Below are 18,008 nucleotides of genomic sequence, written 5' to 3'. Positions count from 1 at the left end.
CTGACTTGGGATCACTTGGACTCGAGCAACTCCTCGTACACGTGGGCCGTGCGCCGGGCGACCGCGTCCCAGCCGAACTCCCGTACCGCGCGCTCGCGTCCGGCGGCGCCCATCCGCGTCGCTGTGCGCGGATCGGCGATCAGGTGGTTCAGGGCGTGGGCGAGCCGCGCCTCGAAGGCCGCGGGCTCCTCGTCTTCCTCGTACGGGACGAGGAGTCCTGTCTCGCCGTCGGCGACGACCTCCGGGATGCCACCGACCGCCGATGCCACCACTGGTGTCCCGCAGGCCATCGCCTCCAGATTGACGATGCCGAGCGGCTCGTACACCGAAGGGCAGACGAACACCCGGGCGCAGCTGAGGAGTTGGACGATCTGCGGGCGCGGCAGCATCTCCGGGATCCAGTGGACTCCCCCGCGGGTGCGGCTCAACTCCTCGAAGAGGGTGCGGAATTCGGCGTCGATCTCCGGGGTGTCGGGGGCTCCCGCACAGAGCACGAGCTGCGCGGCGGGATCCAGCTTCGCCGCCGCGCGCAGCAGATGGGGCACGCCCTTCTGCCGGGTGATGCGGCCGACGAACAGGACGTAGGGGCGCCCGGGGTCGATGCCGTGGCTCTCCAGGGCGTCCACGCCGGGGACGGGGCGGTACAGGTCGGTGTCGATGCCGTTGTGGACGACGTGTACGCGGGCCGGGTCGACGGCCGGGTAGCAGCCGAGGATGTCGGCGCGCATCCCGTGCGACACGGCGATCACGGCGTCCGCCGACTCGATGGCGGTGCGCTCGGCCCAGCTGGACAGGGCGTAGCCGCCGCCCAGTTGCTCGGCCTTCCAGGGGCGCAGGGGTTCCAGGGAGTGCGAGGTCATGACGTGCGGGACGCCGTGCAGAAGTCTGCCGATGTGGCCCGCGAGGTTGGCGTACCAGGTGTGGGAGTGGACGAGGTCGCAGCCGGTGAGCGCGGCCGCCATGGAGAGGTCTACGGAGAGGGTGCGCAGGGCGTCGTTGGCGCCGTCGAGCGCCTCCCAGGCCTGGTGCCGCGTGAGTCCGTCGACGGCGGTGTCCGGCTCGCCCCAGCAGTGCACGTCGACGTCGATCAGGGAGCGTAACTCCCTTGCGAGGAACTCGACATGGACTCCGGCGCCGCCGTAGACGTCCGGCGGATACTCCCGGGTGAGCAGTCCCACTCGCACGCAGAACCCCCCGTCCGTCCGCCCGTTCCGTCGGCCGTTCGCCTCCTCATGGTCACCCAGAAGCGCCCGGCGGGGAAGAGTCCCGCACGGACCTGTGCGGCGGCCGCTCGAAGCAGCAGTCGCCGCACAGTCCGCCGCCGGGGCACCGGTAGTAGAGGCAGCAGCTGCGGCGCCGGAAGGCCGTGCCGTCCAGCGTTCCGGTGCCGCGCAGGTCGGGGTGGGCGAAGAGCTCGGCGGCCAGGTCCAGGGCGTGCTCCCCCACTTCGGTACGTCCCGTGCGCCGCGCCCAGGTGTGCAGTTCGCGGGCGGCGCCGGCGAGCGCGGAGCCCGCGTTGCCCCACAGCAGTCGGGCGGAGATGCGGTAGCGGTCGCGCAGGGCGTCGGCAAGGGGCGCCAGATGACTCTCCTGGACGGCATCGCGGACGGCAGCGGCGTCGGCGGTCCTGCCCCGTACATCGGTGAGCCACAGGTCGTCGGGCGAGCTGCCGTCGGCGTCCCAGTGCAGCAGCGCCGGGTCGAGGTCCGGCACTTCGCCGTGCAGCGCGGCCGACCCGAGCGCCACCGACCACAGCCGTGCCGCGAGCCCCAGCTGCGCCACGGACACGGCCACCCGCTCGTCGGGGGCGCCGAGCCGCGCGCCGACCTTGGCCACGCGGAACGCGAGGGGGTCGCTCTCCCCTGCGTACACCCGTGCCAGGGGCGTCACTTGGGCGCCGCCCGGCGGTGTCCCCGTCCGCAGGGCGAAGAACCCGCCGACGGAAGCGACTTCGGCCAGGTCGATGTGGTGGTTACCGGTGTGGTGGTTACCGATGTGGTGTTTCACGACAGCAGAGCCTAGGCGGACGGCCCGGCCACCCTTACACCTCCCGGCGGAACAGCGCCGTCCAGAGGAAGGGCTCACCGAAGTGCGCGGACTCGGGCGGCTCGTCGCGCATGCGGCGCAGTTCGACCTCCGTGAGGTCGGAGAAGATCCAGCGCAGGGACTCGGGTGTGTAGGCGAGACCGCCCTGGAGGCCGCAGGCGCGGTAGAAGTCCGCGTCGGGCAGCTCGGAGCCCATCTCCCCTGCGGCGAAGCAGCTGAGGGCGAGATGGCCGCCGGGCGCGAGGAGGCGGTCGAGCAGGGCGAGGTAGCTGATGCGGCGGTGCGGCGGCAGGTGGTGGAAGCAGCCCGAGTCGTAGATCAGGTCGTACGGTCCTGCCAGCTCGTCCGCCGTGAGCTCGAAGGCGTCTCCGCAGTGGAACCGGACGTCCACGCCCACCTCACGGGCCCGCTCTTCGGCCCAGGCGACGGCCGCCGGGGAGAGGTCGACGGCGTCCACCTGGAAGCCCTCGGCGGCCAGGTGCAGGGCGTTGCGGCCCGGCCCGCAGCCCAGATCCAGGGCGCGGCCCGGCGCGATCAGGCCCCGGTCCAGGTACCCGACCAGATTCTCGTCCGGTTTCGCGACGAAGAACGGCACCTGCCGGGAACGGTCGTCGTAGAAGCCGTCCCACCACTCCGCCGCGTCGGCGGTCCAGCGGTCCGCTTCCGGCGCGAACAGGCCGTCCAGGAGCTTCAGTACGTCGTCGACACTGCGTATGTTCCGGTGCATCCGGACCCCTTTCCACGAGCGGAAACCGTATCGGTGATCTACGCGAAAGCCCAGGTCAGGAACTGTTTCGCGAGGGTGCGAGCGGGCTTCTGGGGAGGGCCGGAGACCCGCCGAAGGGCTGCACCCCGGACCACCCGGGCACGGTCGTCGGAGCCGCGGCCAGGGGCCCGCACGGGGCCGTTCACCGCTCCGCTCGCGGAAGAATTTTCGAGATTCTGGATGATCCACCGAACTACTGCGTAACCCACCCGTGGGAGGACATCTGGCGGGTCGTACTCCATCGGCAGTAGGACCCAATGCCTGCTGAGGGACGACGACGTGGAGCCGAATCCGCGAGATCGTAGAGGGTATGGAAGCCGACCGTTCGCCGCGCCGGACGCCCCGGGCCCACAGGGCGCATCGCACACCGTGGAGCACCTCATGAGTGCCCTCACGGTGGCCGTGCTGCTCTCCCTCGTATCCGCCGTCGCCTACGCGGGCGGGGCGATCCTTCAGGAGCGCGTCGCGGTGACCACGCCGGAGCGGCGGTACGCACCGCTGCGCCGCGGCATGTGGTGGGTCGCGATCGCCCTGAACAGCCTCGGTGCGCTGCTGCACGTGGTGGCGCTCGCGTACGGGCCGCTGAGTGTGGTGCAGCCGCTGGGCGCCCTGACCATCGTCTTCGCCCTGCCGATGGCCGCCGTCTTCGTACGCCGCAAGGCAGGGGCCACCGCCTGGCGCGGCGCGATCATGGCGACCGTGGGGCTCGCGGGCCTGTTGTCGCTGACCCGGGCCGCGGACGCGCAGTCCCTCGACAACGCCGAGCGGGTCATGGTGGCGCTCGCCACCGGCGGCGCCGTCCTGGCCCTGATGGTGCTCGCACACGCCGTGCACCGGCATCCGGTGGTGCGCAGTGTGCTGCTGGCCTGCGCGGCGGGCGTGGCCTTCGGCATCGCATCGGTGTTCACCAAGACTGTCGCGGTGGACTGGTCGGAGCACGAACCGCTGACACAGCAGCTGCCGAGCCTCGGTGTGATCGCCGTCCTCGCGGGCGCAGGAGTGCTCATCTCGCAGGCCTCGTACCGCGGTGCGGGCCTCGCGGCGCCGCTGTCCACGGTGACGGTGGTGAATCCGGTCGTGGCGGCCGCGGTGGGGCTCACGCTCTTCGGTGAATCGTTCCGCTACGGCACCGCGGGTACGGCTGTCGCACTGGGCTTCGGCGTCGTCGCCGCGGGCGGTCTGATCCTGCTGACCACGGAGCGGATCGCCACGGAGGGCCACCCGGCGCCCTCAGCGAACGTGCCGGTGGCCAAGGGCGGGCCCGTGCCCGCGGAGCCCGTCGTGGACGCCGGGGATGTGCGGGCGCATGAGCTGCCGGCAGTGCCTTCGCAGTCCACGCCCGGTCCGCACCGGCGGGTGCTGTTCCGGCACACCCGGCATCCGCGGGAACGCATCGGCTCCTGAAGCCCCTTCGAAGCATTCGATGCCCGTCGTCGAAGCCCCCTGAGCCTCAGGCTCAGGGGGCTTCCGGCGTTTCGGGAACGTCGCTCAGATCCGTACGCCGCCCGCGCGCAGATAGGCGAGCGGATCGACGTCCGAGCCGAAGCCGGGTCCCGTCCGGATCTCGAAGTGCAGATGCGGGCCCGTGCTGTTGCCCGTGGACCCCGAGCGCGCTATCCGCTGCCCTGCGCCGACCTTCTGGCCCGCCTTCACCGTGAGCGCCGAGAGATGGCCGTACTGCGAGTACTTGCCGTCGGCGTGCCGGATCACCACTTCGTAGCCGTACGAGCCGCCCCAGCCGGACGACACGACCGTGCCCCCGGCGACGGCCTTCACGGAGGTGCCGGTGGCCACGGGGAAGTCGACTCCCGTGTGGTAGCCCTTCGACCAGGAACCGCCCGCCGCGCGGTAGGGCGTGCTGGGGGACGCGGCCACCGGGGCGGAGAAGCCCTGGGTCGCCTGGGCCGGCTTCGCCTTGCGGGGCTCGGCCTTGGGCTTCGGCTTCGCCTCGGCCCGCTGCTTGGGCTCGGCCTTCGGCTTCGGCTCGGCCCGCTGCTTCGGTTCGGCCTTCGGCTTCGGCTTGGGCTCGGCCTTTGGCTCGGGCTCCGCCCGCTGCTTCTGCGCGGCGTGCAGCGAGAGCCGCTGGCCCGGTGTGATCAGGTCCGGGTCGCCACCGATGACCTGGCGGTTGGTGTCGTACAACTGCCGCCAGCCGCCCCCGACTCGGCGCTCGTCGGCGATCCCGGAGAGCGTGTCGCCGCGTACGACGGTGTACATCCGGGCGGTGCCCGCGGTGGACTGCGGTGTCACCTCCGGCTTGACGTCCTTGACCTCGCGCTGGGGCGCCTTCGCCGCCTTCTTGGGCGCGCTCATCGGCGTGACGTCCGGCGCGTCGCCGCCCCGGGTCAGGCCCGCCCGCTCGGAGCAGACCGGCCAGGCCCGCGGCCCTTGGGCCTCGAGGACCTTCTCTGCGACGGCGATCTGCTGGTCCTTGGTGGCGCGGTCGGCGCGCGGGGCGTAGGCGGTGCCGCCGTACGCCTCCCAGGTGGACTGCTTGAACTGGAGGCCGCCGTAGTAGCCGTTGCCGGTGTTGATGCTCCAGTTGTTGGTGGACTCGCACGCCGCGACCTTGTTCCAGGTGTCGACGTCTGCGGCGTTCGCCGTTCCGGTGCCGATCAGCGGAAGCGCCATCCCCGCGCCGCCCGCCGTGACGGTCAGCGACGCTCGGTTGATCCGGTTCGGCTGATACCGGCGGTGCCGGCCGCGTACGGCCATGAGAGCCCCCTCGGACACACACATCACAGTCAGTTCGGAACGTCAGGTCGGGACATCGGGTCGGAATGGTCACATCAGACACACGACAAGGCGGCAAGTTAGCCGCTCCGACCGATCCATGACAAGGGTGCGAGGCCGAGGGGACTCCGGTCGGTCACGCCGTCAAGTGCTCGGCGAGCCAACGAAGTTGCACACCTTCCTGGTAGGGGCCGCCGCCCTCGTGGTCGTTGAAGGCGTACACCTCCATCGACCGCTCGGCCCCCGCATACGCGTTGTGGGCGGCGAACACCGTGGACGGCGGGCACGTGAGGTCTTCCAGGGCCGCCGAGAAGAGCGCGGGCGCCCGGCCCCGCGCCGCGAAGTGCACGCCGTCGAAGTAGGAGAGTGTCTGAAAGACGCGCTCTTCGGAGCCGCGCCTTGCCTGCATATAGAGAGCGATCTCTCTATACGGCGGGCGGTCGGTGAGGGTCGTGGCGCGTGGGAAGTCGCACAGGAACGGCACGTCCGACGCGATCGCCGCCAGGTCCGGGACGAGCCCGCCGACGGCGAGCGTGATGCCGCCGCCCTGGCTGCCGCCGATCGCGGCCACCCGGGACGCGTCCACCAGCGGATGTGTACGGGCCGCCTCGACGGCCCGTACGCCGTCGGTGAAGACACGCCGGTAGTAGTACTCGTGCGGGTCCTCGATGCCGCGCGTCATATAGCCCGGATACGCCGGTCCGCTGCCGACCGGATCCGGGGTGTCGCCCACCGAACCGCCGCTGCCCTGGCCCCGGGTGTCCATCACGAAGTGCGCGAAGCCCGCCGCCGACCAGAGCAGACGCTCGTGGGCCAGGCCGCGTCCGCCTCCGTACCCGATGTACTGGACGACGGCGGGCAGCGGCTCGCTCGTCCCGGCGGGCAGAATCAGCCAGCCCTTGACGGGGTGGCCGCCGAAACCGGCGTACGTCACGTCGAAGACGTCGACCGTGCTCAGCGGGACGTCCACCGGGACGAAGCGCGCGTCCAGGTCATGCTCGCGTGCGGCCGAAAGGGTCTTCTCCCAGAACGCGTCGAAGTCGTCCGGCTCCGTCAGATCGGGCCGGTAGCGGCGGAGTTCGTCCAGCGGCATGTCGAAATGGGGCACGGGCGGCTCCTTCGTCGGACACAGTGTCGGAATGTCACGCTACGCCGCGGGGCAATACTGGCGAACACCACCGGCACTTCCACTTCCAGAAGCACTTCCAGCAGCCCTTCCAGGAGCCACGGCATGAGCAGTACGTCAGCCCAGATCGGTGTCACGGGCCTCGCGGTCATGGGACGCAACCTCGCCCGGAACTTCGCACGCAACGGCTATACGGTCGCCCTCCACAACCGCACGGCGGCCAGGACCCGAGCCCTGGTCGAGGAGTTCGGCGACGAGGGCGACTTCATCCCCACGGAGACCGCCAAGGAGTTCGTCGCCGCGCTCGAACGCCCGCGCCGCCTGGTCGTCATGGTGAAGGCGGGCGAGCCCACGGACGCGGTGATCCGGGAGTTCGCGCCGCTCCTCGAACCGGGCGACATGATCGTCGACGGCGGCAACGCGCACTTCGCGGACACCCGGCGCCGTGAGCGCGAACTGCGGGAGCAGGGCCTCCACTTCGTCGGCACGGGTGTCTCCGGCGGCGAGGAGGGCGCGCTGCTCGGCCCGAGCATCATGCCGGGCGGCTCCGAGGAGTCGTACGCGGCACTCGGCCCGATGCTGGAGAAGATCTCGGCGAAGGCCGAGGACGGCGCCCCCTGTGTCACGCACGTCGGCCCGGACGGCGCGGGGCACTTCGTGAAGATGGTGCACAACGGCATCGAGTACGCGGACATGCAGCTGATCGCCGAGGCGTACCAGCTGCTGCGCGATGTGGGGGGCTACTCCCCCGCCCGGATCGCGGACATCTTCCGCACCTGGAACACCGGCCGCCTCGACTCGTATCTGATCGAGATCACGGCGGAGGTCCTCAGCCACGTCGACGCCGAGACGGGCAAACCGTTCGTGGACGTGGTGCAGGACCAGGCCGAGCAGAAGGGCACGGGCCGCTGGACCGTGCAGATCGCCCTGGATCTGGGCGTGCCGGTGTCGGGCATCGCCGAGGCGGTGTTCGCCCGCTCGCTCTCGGGGCACACCGAACTGCGGGCGGTGTCACGGGAGTTGCCGGGTCCCACGGCGAAGCCGCTGGGCGAGGCGGAGGCGCGGGCGTTCGCCGACCAGGTCGAGCAGGCGCTGTACGCCTCGAAGATCGTGTCGTACACGCAGGGCTTCCACGAGATCGCGGCGGGCAGCGCGGAGTACGGCTGGGACATCGACCTGGGCGCGGTCGCCGCCATCTGGCGCGGCGGCTGCATCATCCGGGCCGCCTTCCTCGACCGCATCCGCGCCGCCTACGACGCACGCGCCGACCTGCCGAGCCTGCTCTCGGACGCGACGTTCGCGCAGGAGATCGGCGCGGCCCAGGACGACTGGCGCGCGGTCGTCGTCGCCGCCACCCGGCAGGGCGTCCCCACGCCGGGCTTCTCGGCGGCCCTCGCCTACTACGACGCGCTGCGCGCGGACCGGCTTCCGGCCGCGCTGACGCAGGGGCAGCGGGACTTCTTCGGGGCCCACACCTATCGGCGTACGGACCGTGAGGGGTCGTTCCACACGCTGTGGGGCGGTGACCGCTCGGAGGTGCAGTCCTAGCGCCTGGCCGCTCGGAGGTGCGGTCCCAGCGCCTGGCCCCAGGCCTCACATCGGCTTCGGCTCCGTGTCCGGTCCCGGCGGCTGCGGGACCGGGGACGGGGGCGGCTGCGGCACGGGCGCGGGCTCGGGGTGCGGCACCGGGTCCGGGACGGGGATGGGCCGATTGGGGTCAGGGACCGGGATCGGCCCGTTCGGGTCCGGGAACGGCGGGGGCGGCGCGGGGTCGGGGTGGGGATGGGTCATGGGGTCCTCCAGCGGGGTTCGGAGGTCGGTCTGCTGGGTCCGGAGGTCGGACGCGTCCACTGTCTCCCGCCTCGCGTGCCCACGCCCGCCGAGTCCACGCGTCCCCGCGCCGCCCGATGTCAGCCTTCGGTGCGGCTGAGCCGTACGACGGGGATGTCCCGATCGGTCTTGCGCTGGTACTCCGCATAGGGGGCGAACAGCTCGACGAGGCCCGGCCAGACCCTTGCCTTGTCCGCGGCCGAGAGGGTCGTGGCGCGGGCGGTGAACCGCTCCTCGGTGCCCACGCGGAGCCGTACGTCGGGCTCGTCCACCAGGTTGCGGTACCACAGGGGGTGCTCGGCGGCGCCGCCGTTGGACGCCACGATCAGGTAGTCGTCGCCGTCACGGCCGTAGATGAGCACGGTGCGGCGCCACTGTCCGGTGCGCCTGCCGCGGTAGTCGAGCAGCAGACAGGGCGCGTCCATGACCTCGGTGCCCTTGGTGCCGCCGGACTCCTCGTAGACCTTGGCCTGCTTGGCCACCCAGCCCGTCGGACTGATCACGGCTTCTTCGCCCCGCTGAGCCATATCCACTCCCTGTCGACGCCGGGTACGCGGTCGGGGTACACGGTCGGGTACGCGGGAGGTGAGTGATCGCTCACCCCCCGCGTTCACCCTACGACGCGGCACCCGTCCGGCACCGGAGAACGGCCGCACTCAGGCCCGTACGCGGGCTGGCCAGAACCGGGACGGCGAGGGCGGCCCTGTCTGCCACGTCCGCGATGGACGCCTGGGCGAGCACGACGGCGTCGACACCGTCCAAGGCGTCGACGGCGGCAGCGACGAGCTCCAGACATCCGTCGCGGTCCCCGGCGGCGAACCGGTCCCAGGCGCCCGCCACCAGAACGGTGGTGACCTCGACGGGGCGCCCGGCCCGTGCCGCCTCCTCCTCGACCAGGGCGAGGGTCGGCTCCAGGGTGCTCTCCACCGTGGCGACGACCGCGACGGACCGCCCCGCGGCCACGGCAGCGGCCGCCATGGGCCGGTCGACCCGCAGGACCGGCACGCCGAGCGCGGCGGCGGCCGCTTCGGCGACGCCGCCGAGGGTCGAGCAGGTGCAGAGCACGGCGTCCGCCCCGTCGGCGACGGCCTGCCCAAGGAGTTCCCTGACGTCCCCGGCCACCGCCTTCGGCCCTTCCACGCGGGCCCGCGCGAGCAGGTCCTCGTGGACGAGATGCCGCAGGCCGAGCCCCGGGTGGTCCTCGTCCCGCAGCGCCTCGAAGACGGGCACGTGCACGGGAGAGGTGTGCAGCAGGGCGAGGCTCGCGCCAGTCGTGTCGTTCGCGGCGCTCACCATGCGGCCGGGTCCGACCGCACCTTGTCCAGGGCGGCCTTGACGAGCTCGCCGGAGGGGACCGGCGCCTCGCCCGGGTGCCGCTCGGCCCACTTCACGACGTACGGACACAGGGGTGCGACGGCGATGCCCTCACTGGCGGCCATCACATACAGCTCCCTGGCCAGCGATCCCGCGATGCCCTCGCCCTCGTGCGCGGCCTCGACCTCGGTGTGCACGGGCACCAGGGCGCGCTCGGGCTCCTCCAGCGTGAAGTACACGATCTGGCCGACGACTTCGCCGCCCGCGTGAGCCTCCAGGACGCCGCGCGCCCGGTCGTCACGGATCTCGATCGCACTGCCCATCGGCTCTCCTGGAGATCTGGAGGTCTCACACCGCCTGCGGACTGCGCTCCATGTCGTCGGCGCCGGGAACCGGAGCGGCCGCGTCGTCACCGAGGGCCACGACACGGTTGTCCGCGCCGTCCACATGCACGACCTTGGGCCGCAGCGTGCGTGCTTCGGCGTCGTCGACCTGGGCGTAGCTGATGATGATCACCCTATCGCCGGGGTGCACGAGGTGCGCCGCCGCGCCGTTGATCCCGATGACGCCGCTGCCGCGCTCGCCCTCGATGGTGTACGTCTCCAGGCGGGCGCCGTTGGTGATGTCGACGATGTGCACGAGCTCGCCGGGCAGCAGGTCGGCGGCGTCGAGGAGGTCGGCGTCGATGGTGACGGATCCCACGTAGTGCAGGTCGGCCTGGGTCACCGTGGCGCGGTGGATCTTGGACTTGAACATGGTGCGAAGCATCAGAACACTCCGGAATCTAGGCTCCCTGCCCGCGTTTTTGCAGGTCAAGGGCTGAATGCGCATTTTATATCGCGTCGCGGGTTCCCACCAGGGCCGCACCGCACCACCGGCGCGGAAGGCACTCCTCGGCCATAATTCCGTCACCACGGCGGGAGGAAGCCGATGCGGGAGAGCGTGGACGCCAGGCACAAGCGGGTGCTCGGCCTCGTGCGGGAGCGCGGAAGCGTGCGCGTCGTCGAGCTCGCCGAGCGGCTCGGGGTGTCGGTGGAGACCGCCCGGCGTGACGTCGCCACGCTGGCCGAGGCGGGGCGGCTGCGGCGGCTGCACGGCTCGGTGCACTGGCCGACCGCCCGGCTGAGTCCGCACGAAGCCCGGCTTGCCCGGACGCCACCGGCGGTTGCCGCCGCGCAGAGCGGTCTCGTGCTTGGCATGGTGGTGCCGGCGACCGGCTACTTCTACCCCTCGGTCATCCGCGGCGCCCGTGCCGCGGCCGCCGCCCTGGGCGCCCGGCTGCTCGTCGGGACCACCGGCTACCGCGGCGAGGAGGACACCCGGCGGATCGAGACCCTTGTCGAGGCCGGCGCCACCGGCCTGCTCCTGACGCCCAGTTGGGGCATCGAAGGTCCGGATCAGGACGCGGTGCGGGAGCTCATCGGCCTCCCCGTCCCCGCGGTGCTCGTGGAGCGGCGGATACCGACGGGCTCGCGGGGCGCTGACATCGGCCGGGTCGGCTCCGCGCACGCCGAGGGTGCCGCGTCGGCGGTGCGCCATCTCGCCGCGCTCGGCCACCGGCGTATCGCGCTGCTCTCCCGGACCACACACACCTCGCCGCATCTGCGCCGCGGCTACCGCGCCGCGATCAGCTCGTTCGGCTTCGCCCAGGACGACCTGTCCCCGCTCGACGCCGCAGGGCCGGGCGGATTCGACACCTTCGAGCGGGACACCGACCGGCTCCTTGAGCTCGCGGCGTCCGACGGGGTGCGGGCCGCGATCGTGCACACCGACGCCGACGCGATCAATCTGCTCCAGCGCCTGACGGCCCGCGGCCTCCGGGTGCCCGAGGACTTCGCGATCGTCGCGTACGACGACGAGCTCGCCGCACTGGCCGATGTGCCCCTGACCTCGATCGCCCCGGCGAAGCACGCGATGGGCGACACCGCCGTGCGGCTGCTCCTGCGGCAGTTGACCGAACCCGGCGTCCGGAGCGCGCACATCGAGCTGCTGCCTCGGCTGCGGGTGCGCGCGTCGTGCGGAGCCCCCGCGGATGCGGACAACTGACGCCTCGTGCCCGCTTGTTGACCGAATGCTCGACGAGCGTTGACCTCGGTCAACCGGAATCCCAACCTTGCCGAGCAACAGGGCCCCGCAAGCACCATGAGGCCATTCCCCCCTCCCCCAGGAGAAGTCCATGCGCATGCGATTCCTCGTCCCCGTGGCGATCGCCGCCACGGCGGCCTCCCTCGTCCTGGCCGCCCCCGCTCAGGCAGCCGTCGAATGGAACGGCGACGCGGACAACGGCGGCACGGCCGTCTTCGCCTCGGTCCTCTGCGACGCGCCGTCGTACGTCTACCAGCCGAACTGGAACGACGGCCGCGGCAAGATCTTCGGCTTCACCAAGCGGCCCGGATCCCAACGGTGCGAGGGGCACGGCATCGCAGGACGCACCCTCTCGGCCGGCAGAACCTACTGGTTCGGCTGGGAGTCGATGACCAAGACCGGCAACGCCCAGACGGTCTTCCAGTGGAAGTCGTGGGGCACCGGCTCGGAGCACGACCAGAACTACCCGGTCATCATGAAGGTCGAGAACAGCCAGTTGAAGATCTGGTACGTGGCACCGGGCGAGGAGTGGATCCTGGTCGGCAGCGTCCCCTGGACGCCGGGCACCTGGAACAAGATCGAGCTCGGCATCAACGCCCAGACGTCGACCGCCGGTTCCTTCTCCCTGTACGTCAACGGCAAGCAGGTTGCCGACCGGCAGGGCGCCAGGACCTGGGACCTCAAGGGCAATGTCCCGCGCTGGGGCACCTACGGCTCCACCATCACCGACGTGGAGTCCGTGCACTGGGTCGACGGTCTGAAGATGGGTTCGACGCGCGGGGATGTCGACTGACCGACCGGCAGCCGGCCAGGCTGCCCGTCAGTCACTGTGCAGCGCCGCCCGCAGTTCGTCATCGGCCGACCGCTTGGCCCGCCCCCTCCCCCGTGTGGTGTCGACGACCACCTCGTGCAGGGGGCCGCGCCACGCGAACGGGGGCCGGTAGCGCTCCGGGTCGACCGAGAGCCCTCGGTCGTGGCCGACGGAGAGACCCGCGCCCCCGTGCTGGAAGGTGTAGGGGAACGGACCGCCGAGGGGCGCGGTCGCGATGTCCTCGCCGTCCACGTGGAGGGTGAACTCCCCTTCCCCCTTGCCCTCTTGGCCCACGTCGTACCGCACACCCAGCCGGTGCCTGCCCGCGCCGAGCGGTTCGCTCGCCACCACCCGGTCCAGGTCACCGGCGCGGGAGCAGGCGAAAGCGAGGCGGCCCCCGTCGGCGTACAGAACGAACCCGCCGTTGAGGTCGCCGAGCGCGCACAGCACCCCCGCGGCCACCGTGCCGTCCGGCACCTCGGCGTCGGCGGTCAGCTCGAAACCGCCGAAGAGGAGGGGCAGCGCCTCGTCGTGCACCGGTGTGCCGCCCGGAGCGTAGGAGGCACGGGCGGGTGGCGGCCAGGCGGGCGGAATCATCGCGGTGAGGCGTTCCTGCATGCGGTCGTCGAGGGGAAGGACCTGGTTGCGCTCGGCCTCCGCGTTCCAGAGAGTCACCAACTTCCGTACGACATCGGGGTGTTGGTCCGCCACGTCGTGCGCCTCCGCGAAGTCGTCCGTGAGGCGGAACAGCGACCAGCGGTCGGCCGCGAAGTCGCGACTGCCCGGCAGGAGCCGCTCCTCGTCCTCGACGCCGCGCGAGACGTGGTCCGTGGTGGCCTTCCACGCCCCGTGCACGATGGAACGGGAGCCGAGCATCTCGAAGTACTGGGTGGGGGTGGGTAGTTGGACGTGGTCCGGGTCGCCGAGGACACCCAGCAGGCTGCGGCCGTCCACCGGCTGCTGGGGCACACCGTCGACCTCCGTCGGCGCCTCGACCCCGCATGCGTCGAGGATCGTCGGCATGAGGTCGACGGCGTGCGTGAACGCGGGGCGGATCGCGCCAGGGTCGGGGACGCGGCGGGGCCAGTGGGCGATGAGCGGGGCGCGGGTGCCGCCGAGCCACGTGTAGCGCTTCCACAGCCGCAGCGGGGTGTTGCCGGCCCAGGCCCAGCCCCACGCGTAGTGCGGATAGGTCGCGGGGCCGCCCCAGTCGTCGAGTGCGGCGAGGTTGCGGGCGGAGCTGTCGCCCGAACGCGCGGTGAAGCGGTGCTCGTTGAGGGTGCCTAGGCTGCCGCCCTCCGCGCTCGCCCCGTTGTCGGAGAGGACCAGGACGAGGGTGTTGTCGAGGCGGCCGGTGCGGCGCAGGAAGTCGAGCAGCCGCCCGATCTGGGCGTCGGTGTGGGTGAGGAACCCGGCGTACACCTCCTGCATGCGCGCGAAGATCCGCCGTTCGTCCCCGTCCAGTTCGCTCCAGTCCTGGATCCAGGGCGGCCGGGGCGAGAGTTCGGTGTTCCCCGGCACCACGCCCAGGGCGGTCTGCCGGGCGAAGGTCTCCTCGCGCCAGCGCTCCCAGCCCTGGTCGAAGCGGCCTCGGTAGGGGTCGCTCCAGACGCTGGGCACGTGGTGCGGGGCGTGTGTCGCGCCGAGCGGGAAGTAGAGGAAGTAGGGCTTGTCGGGGGTGGCCTGCTTCTGGTCGAGGATCATGCGGATCGCCGAGTCGGCCAGGTCTTCGGTGAGGTGGTAGCCGTCGTCGGGGCCCGCCGGCGGCTCGGTGTAGTGGTTGTCACGGACGAGCCGCGGGGCGTAGTGGTTGGTGTCGCCCTGCAGGAAGCCGTAGAAGCGCTCGAAGCCGTAGCCGAGCGGCCAGCGGTCGAAGGGGCCGGACGCGGTGCGCTCCCAGCGCGGGGTGAGGTGCCATTTGCCGACGGAGAGGGTGGAGTAGCCGGCGTCGCGCAGGACACGGGGGAGCGGTGCCGCGGACTTCGGGAGGCGTGCGGTGTAGCCGGGGTGGGCGATCGGCAGGTCGACGAGGAAGCCCATGCCGACGGCGTGGTGATTGCGGCCGGTCAGCAGGCTTGCGCGGGTCGGTGAGCACATCGCGGTGACGTGGAAGCGGTTGAAGCGCAGTCCGTCGGCGGCCAGTCGGTCCAGGTGCGGCGTCGCCATGTCGGAGCCGTAGCAGCCGAGTTGGGCGAAGCCGAGGTCGTCGAGGACGATGACGACGACGTCCGGGGCGTCGGGGGCGGGGCGTGGGTCGACCGGGTAGCGGTGGCCGTGGTCAGTCATCGGTGGGGGCCTCCGGTTCGCGTGGGACGTCCGGCTCGATGAGGGCGCGCGTCGCGGGTGCGACGGGCGCGGTGAGGACGGCCACCGCCGCGTCGACGAGGTTCGCGACGAGCAGGTCCGTACGGCGTCCCGGCTCGGCCGCGCCGTGCTGCAGGGCGCGTTCGTGGTCGGCGAGGGTGTGCAGGGTGAGCCCGACGAAGATGCGCCGGCGGTCGGCGCGGACCGGTTCGGGGAGCTCGGTGAGGCAGGCGTCGATGCGGGCGTACAGGCGGTCGAGCGCGCGGGTCCAGGTCTCGGCGGCCAGGTCGTAGGGGGCGATGTCCTCGACGTACAGGGCCTGCGCGACGAAGCGGAGGAAGTAGCTGGGCGGTGCGTCCGGGTCGGCCGCGGCGCGGGTGATCCGGTCGGCCATGGGGCGGACGAACACCTCGACGAGTCCGCGCAGTTCCTTGCCGCGCCCTTCCTCGTCGAGCGCGGCGAGGCGGTGGAGCCGGCCCTCGTTGGTCGGGCCGAGCCGGTGTGCGTAGACAGCCGTCACCAGGCCCCGCTTGTCGCCGAAGTGGTAGGCGACGGCGGAGGTGTTGCGCTGTTCGGCCGCCGCGGCGATCTCGCGCAGCGACACGGCGTGGATGCCGCGTTCGACGAAGAGCCGCTCGGCGGTCTCGATGAGCCGGACCCGGGTGGCTGCGGAGCTCTGGTGGGGATCGGCCACGTCGGCAAGTGTGCGGACCTTGCCCCTTCAACGCAAGTGCGTTAAGAGATGAACTCGCAGTAATTGCAACGGACTTGACGGTCAGTCATAGACAAGCGGCGGTGCAACGCAGCGGTCGGCCGCGTCCCAGCGCCGCCGGAACCTGCCCCGCGGCGGCCTGAGACGAGGCGTACCGGCGCCCAGAGACGCCGGTACACCGCATGAGCCGTGGCGCCTGGCCCTACGCCGCCACTTCCACGTCCTCGCCCGTCACCACTCCCGCCCCGGCATCCTCGCCCTTGGCCGCGAACTGCGTCCGGTACAGCTCCGCGTAGCGGCCGTCGACCGCGAGCAGTTCCTCGTGCGTCCCGCGCTCCACGATCCGCCCGGCCTCGACGACGAGGATCTGGTCGGCGGAACGCACCGTCGAGAGGCGGTGCGCGATGACGATCGCGGTGCGGCCCTCCAGCGCCTCGGCGAGGGCCTCCTGCACCGCGGCCTCCGAGGTGTTGTCCAGGTGGGCCGTCGCCTCGTCGAGGATGACCACCCGCTGCTGGGCGAGCAGCAGCCTGGCGATCGTCATCCGCTGGCGTTCACCGCCCGAGAGGCGGTAGCCGCGCTCGCCGACCACCGTGTCGAGGCCGTCCGGCAGGGAGCGCACGAGGTCTTCGAGGCGGGCCCGGCGCAGGACGTCCCAGAGGTCGTCCTCGGTGGCCTCGGGGCGGGCGAGCAGCAGGTTGGCGCGGACCGACTCGTGGAAGAGGTGGCCGTCCTGGGTGACCATGCCGAGGGTCTGGCGCATGGACACCGCCGTGAGGTCGCGGACGTCGACCCCGCCGATCCGGACGGTCCCCGCGTCGGCGTCGTACAGCCGGGGCAGCAGTTGCGCGATCGTCGACTTGCCCGCCCCGGAGGAGCCCACGAGCGCGACGGTCTGGCCGGGCTCGGCGCGGAAGGACAGCCCGTGCAGGACCTCGTCGCCGCCGCGGGTGTCGAGGGACGCGACCTCTTCGAGGGAGGCGAGGGAGACCTTGTCGGCGGACGGGTAGCCGAAGCGGACGTCGTCGAACTCCACTGCCACCGGCCCCGAGGGGACCTCGCGGGCGTCCGGCTTCTCGTCGATCAGCGGTTTCAGGTCGAGCACCTCGAAGACCCGCTCGAAGCTGACGAGCGCGCTCATGACCTCGACCCGCGCCCCCGCGAGGGAGGTCAGCGGCGCGTAGAGCCGGGTGAGCAGCAGCGCGAGGGAGACCACCGCGCCCGCGTCCAGCGTGCCCTCCAGGGCGAAGTAGCCGCCCAGGCCGTAGACGAGAGCGAGCGCGAGGGCCGAGACGAGGGTGAGCGCGGTGATGAACGCGGACTGCGCCATGGCCGTGCGGACGCCGATGTCCCGCACCCGGTGGGCCCGCGCGGCGAACTCCGCCGACTCGGCGCCGGGCCGCCCGAAGAGCTTGATCAGCGTGGCGCCCGGAGCGGAGAACCGCTCGGTCATGCGGGTGCCCATCGCCGCGTTGTGGTGCGCGGCCTCCCGCTGCAGCTTGGCCATTCGGGAGCCCATGCGGCGCGCGGGGACGACGAACACCGGAAGCAGCACGAGCGCGAGGAGCGTGATCTGCCAGGAGAGCGTCAGCATCACGGCGAGGGTGAGAAGCAGGGTCACGATGTTGCCGACCACGCCGGAAAGGGTGTTGCTGAAGGCGCGCTGCGCGCCGATCACGTCGTTGTTGAGGCGGCTGACGAGCGCGCCGGTGCGGGTGCGGGTGAAGAAGGCGACGGGCATGCGCTGTACGTGGTCGAAGACGGCGGTCCGCAGGTCGAGGATGAGCCCCTCCCCCAAGTTCGCCGACAGCCAGCGGCTGAGCAGGCCGAGTCCCGCCTCGGCGACGGCGATCGCGGCGATGAGCAGGGCGTACCGGACGACAAGAGATGACTCCCCGTCAGAGACGATCGCGTTCACCACATTGCCCGCGAGAACGGGCGTCGCCACGGCGAGGAGCGCGGTCACGACGCTCAGGAGTACGAAGTGGGCGATGCGGCGCCGGTGCGGGCGGGCGAACGCGCCGATGCGGCGCAGCGTGGCGCGGGCGAAGGGGCGGCGGTCCTGCTCGGCGTTCATGACGCTGTGCAGCTGGGTCCAGGCTGTCGTTTCCATGCTCATGCGAGGAACGTAAGACCTCAAGCTTTCTTGAGGTCAAGCTTCAGCTGGACAGACATCAGAAAGAGGTACCGTTACCGACTTCCTGATTCGAGAAAGCGAATACATGCGAGAGCTACGAAGGCGTTCTCTGCTGTCCGCGATCGGCGGCACGGCCGTTGCAGG

The 18,008-nt window shown here is 71.7% G+C and carries 17 protein-coding genes; 4 read left to right on the top strand and 13 right to left on the bottom strand.

Annotated features, from left to right (window positions below; translation table 11 throughout):
• Nucleotides 1-11: 11 nt before the first annotated feature.
• The 3 genes from glgA to AB0G47_RS22625 are packed head-to-tail and all read right to left on the bottom strand — an operon-like array spanning nt 12 to nt 2,773.
• On the bottom strand, nt 12-1,184 hold the full coding sequence (glgA, locus tag AB0G47_RS22635; protein ID WP_360772732.1) for a glycogen synthase: 1,173 nt from the start codon (nt 1,182-1,184) through the stop codon (nt 12-14).
• A gap of 52 nt (nt 1,185-1,236) precedes the next feature.
• Nucleotides 1,237-2,007, bottom strand: a complete 771-nt coding sequence (locus AB0G47_RS22630) for an IucA/IucC family C-terminal-domain containing protein (protein ID WP_360772729.1) — start codon at nt 2,005-2,007, stop codon at nt 1,237-1,239.
• 34 nt (nt 2,008-2,041) lie between these two features.
• Nucleotides 2,042-2,773, bottom strand: coding sequence for a class I SAM-dependent methyltransferase (locus AB0G47_RS22625; protein ID WP_360772726.1), 732 nt, complete (start codon nt 2,771-2,773; stop codon nt 2,042-2,044).
• A gap of 420 nt (nt 2,774-3,193) precedes the next feature.
• Between AB0G47_RS22625 and AB0G47_RS22620 the strand changes: the two genes are divergently transcribed.
• Nucleotides 3,194-4,216, top strand: a complete 1,023-nt coding sequence (locus AB0G47_RS22620) for a DMT family transporter (protein ID WP_360772723.1) — start codon at nt 3,194-3,196, stop codon at nt 4,214-4,216.
• An 84-nt stretch (nt 4,217-4,300) separates the two neighbouring features.
• Here the strand turns inward: AB0G47_RS22620 and AB0G47_RS22615 are convergent, their stop codons facing one another.
• Together AB0G47_RS22615 and AB0G47_RS22610 are read right to left on the bottom strand one after the other, a co-directional pair.
• Nucleotides 4,301-5,527, bottom strand: coding sequence for a transglycosylase family protein (locus AB0G47_RS22615; protein ID WP_360772720.1), 1,227 nt, complete (start codon nt 5,525-5,527; stop codon nt 4,301-4,303).
• Between the two features lie 154 nt (nt 5,528-5,681).
• On the bottom strand, nt 5,682-6,653 hold the full coding sequence (locus tag AB0G47_RS22610) for an acetylxylan esterase (protein ID WP_360772717.1): 972 nt from the start codon (nt 6,651-6,653) through the stop codon (nt 5,682-5,684).
• Nucleotides 6,654-6,776: 123 nt separating this feature from the next.
• Here AB0G47_RS22610 and gndA point away from each other — a divergent pair, with 123 nt between their 5' ends.
• Entirely contained in the window at nt 6,777-8,219 is a 1,443-nt protein-coding gene (gene gndA / locus AB0G47_RS22605; protein ID WP_360772714.1) for an NADP-dependent phosphogluconate dehydrogenase, read from the top strand.
• A gap of 45 nt (nt 8,220-8,264) precedes the next feature.
• Here gndA and AB0G47_RS22600 read toward each other — a convergent pair whose 3' ends face one another.
• The 5 genes from AB0G47_RS22600 to panD form a co-directional block, all read right to left on the bottom strand.
• A complete protein-coding gene (locus AB0G47_RS22600) occupies nt 8,265-8,462 on the bottom strand; it encodes a hypothetical protein (RefSeq protein ID WP_360772711.1) in 198 nt (65 codons plus the stop codon).
• A 119-nt stretch (nt 8,463-8,581) separates the two neighbouring features.
• Complete coding sequence (locus AB0G47_RS22595) at nt 8,582-9,028, bottom strand: nitroreductase family deazaflavin-dependent oxidoreductase (protein ID WP_360772708.1); 447 nt, start codon at nt 9,026-9,028, stop codon at nt 8,582-8,584.
• Between the two features lie 88 nt (nt 9,029-9,116).
• A complete protein-coding gene (locus AB0G47_RS22590) occupies nt 9,117-9,797 on the bottom strand; it encodes an aspartate/glutamate racemase family protein (protein ID WP_360772705.1) in 681 nt (226 codons plus the stop codon).
• Entirely contained in the window at nt 9,791-10,138 is a 348-nt protein-coding gene (locus AB0G47_RS22585; protein WP_360772703.1) for a GNAT family N-acetyltransferase, read from the bottom strand. The genes AB0G47_RS22590 and AB0G47_RS22585 overlap by 7 nt, the downstream gene beginning before the upstream one ends.
• Nucleotides 10,139-10,163: 25 nt before the next feature.
• Nucleotides 10,164-10,583, bottom strand: a complete 420-nt coding sequence (panD, locus tag AB0G47_RS22580) for an aspartate 1-decarboxylase (RefSeq protein WP_135336439.1) — start codon at nt 10,581-10,583, stop codon at nt 10,164-10,166.
• A gap of 162 nt (nt 10,584-10,745) precedes the next feature.
• On the opposite strand from panD, the gene AB0G47_RS22575 reads away from it, so the two are divergent.
• On the top strand, nt 10,746-11,861 hold the full coding sequence (locus AB0G47_RS22575; protein ID WP_360772700.1) for a substrate-binding domain-containing protein: 1,116 nt from the start codon (nt 10,746-10,748) through the stop codon (nt 11,859-11,861).
• Between the two features lie 130 nt (nt 11,862-11,991).
• Nucleotides 11,992-12,693 (top strand): heparin lyase I family protein, encoded by a 702-nt coding sequence (locus AB0G47_RS22570; protein ID WP_360772698.1) that lies wholly within the window; start codon nt 11,992-11,994, stop codon nt 12,691-12,693.
• Between the two features lie 27 nt (nt 12,694-12,720).
• Here AB0G47_RS22570 and AB0G47_RS22565 read toward each other — a convergent pair whose 3' ends face one another.
• From AB0G47_RS22565 to AB0G47_RS22555, 3 genes are all read right to left on the bottom strand, one after another.
• On the bottom strand, nt 12,721-14,997 hold the full coding sequence (locus AB0G47_RS22565) for an arylsulfatase (RefSeq protein ID WP_360772695.1): 2,277 nt from the start codon (nt 14,995-14,997) through the stop codon (nt 12,721-12,723).
• Entirely contained in the window at nt 14,990-15,709 is a 720-nt protein-coding gene (locus AB0G47_RS22560) for a helix-turn-helix domain-containing protein (protein WP_360772692.1), read from the bottom strand. Before AB0G47_RS22560 ends, AB0G47_RS22565 begins: the two co-directional genes overlap by 8 nt.
• Nucleotides 15,710-15,929: 220 nt before the next feature.
• The gene (locus tag AB0G47_RS22555) at nt 15,930-17,840 is read right to left on the bottom strand and encodes an ABC transporter ATP-binding protein (RefSeq protein WP_360773194.1); all 1,911 of its coding nucleotides are present in this window, start codon (nt 17,838-17,840) and stop codon (nt 15,930-15,932) included.
• Between the last annotated feature and the right edge of the window lie 168 nt (nt 17,841-18,008).

Origin of the sequence: Streptomyces sp. NPDC021622, assembly GCF_040640795.1 — a bacterium.
GTDB lineage: Bacteria > Actinomycetota > Actinomycetes > Streptomycetales > Streptomycetaceae > Streptomyces.
The sequence above is the reverse complement of the archived record's forward strand: the minus strand, read 5'-3'. Positions and strand labels throughout refer to the sequence as shown.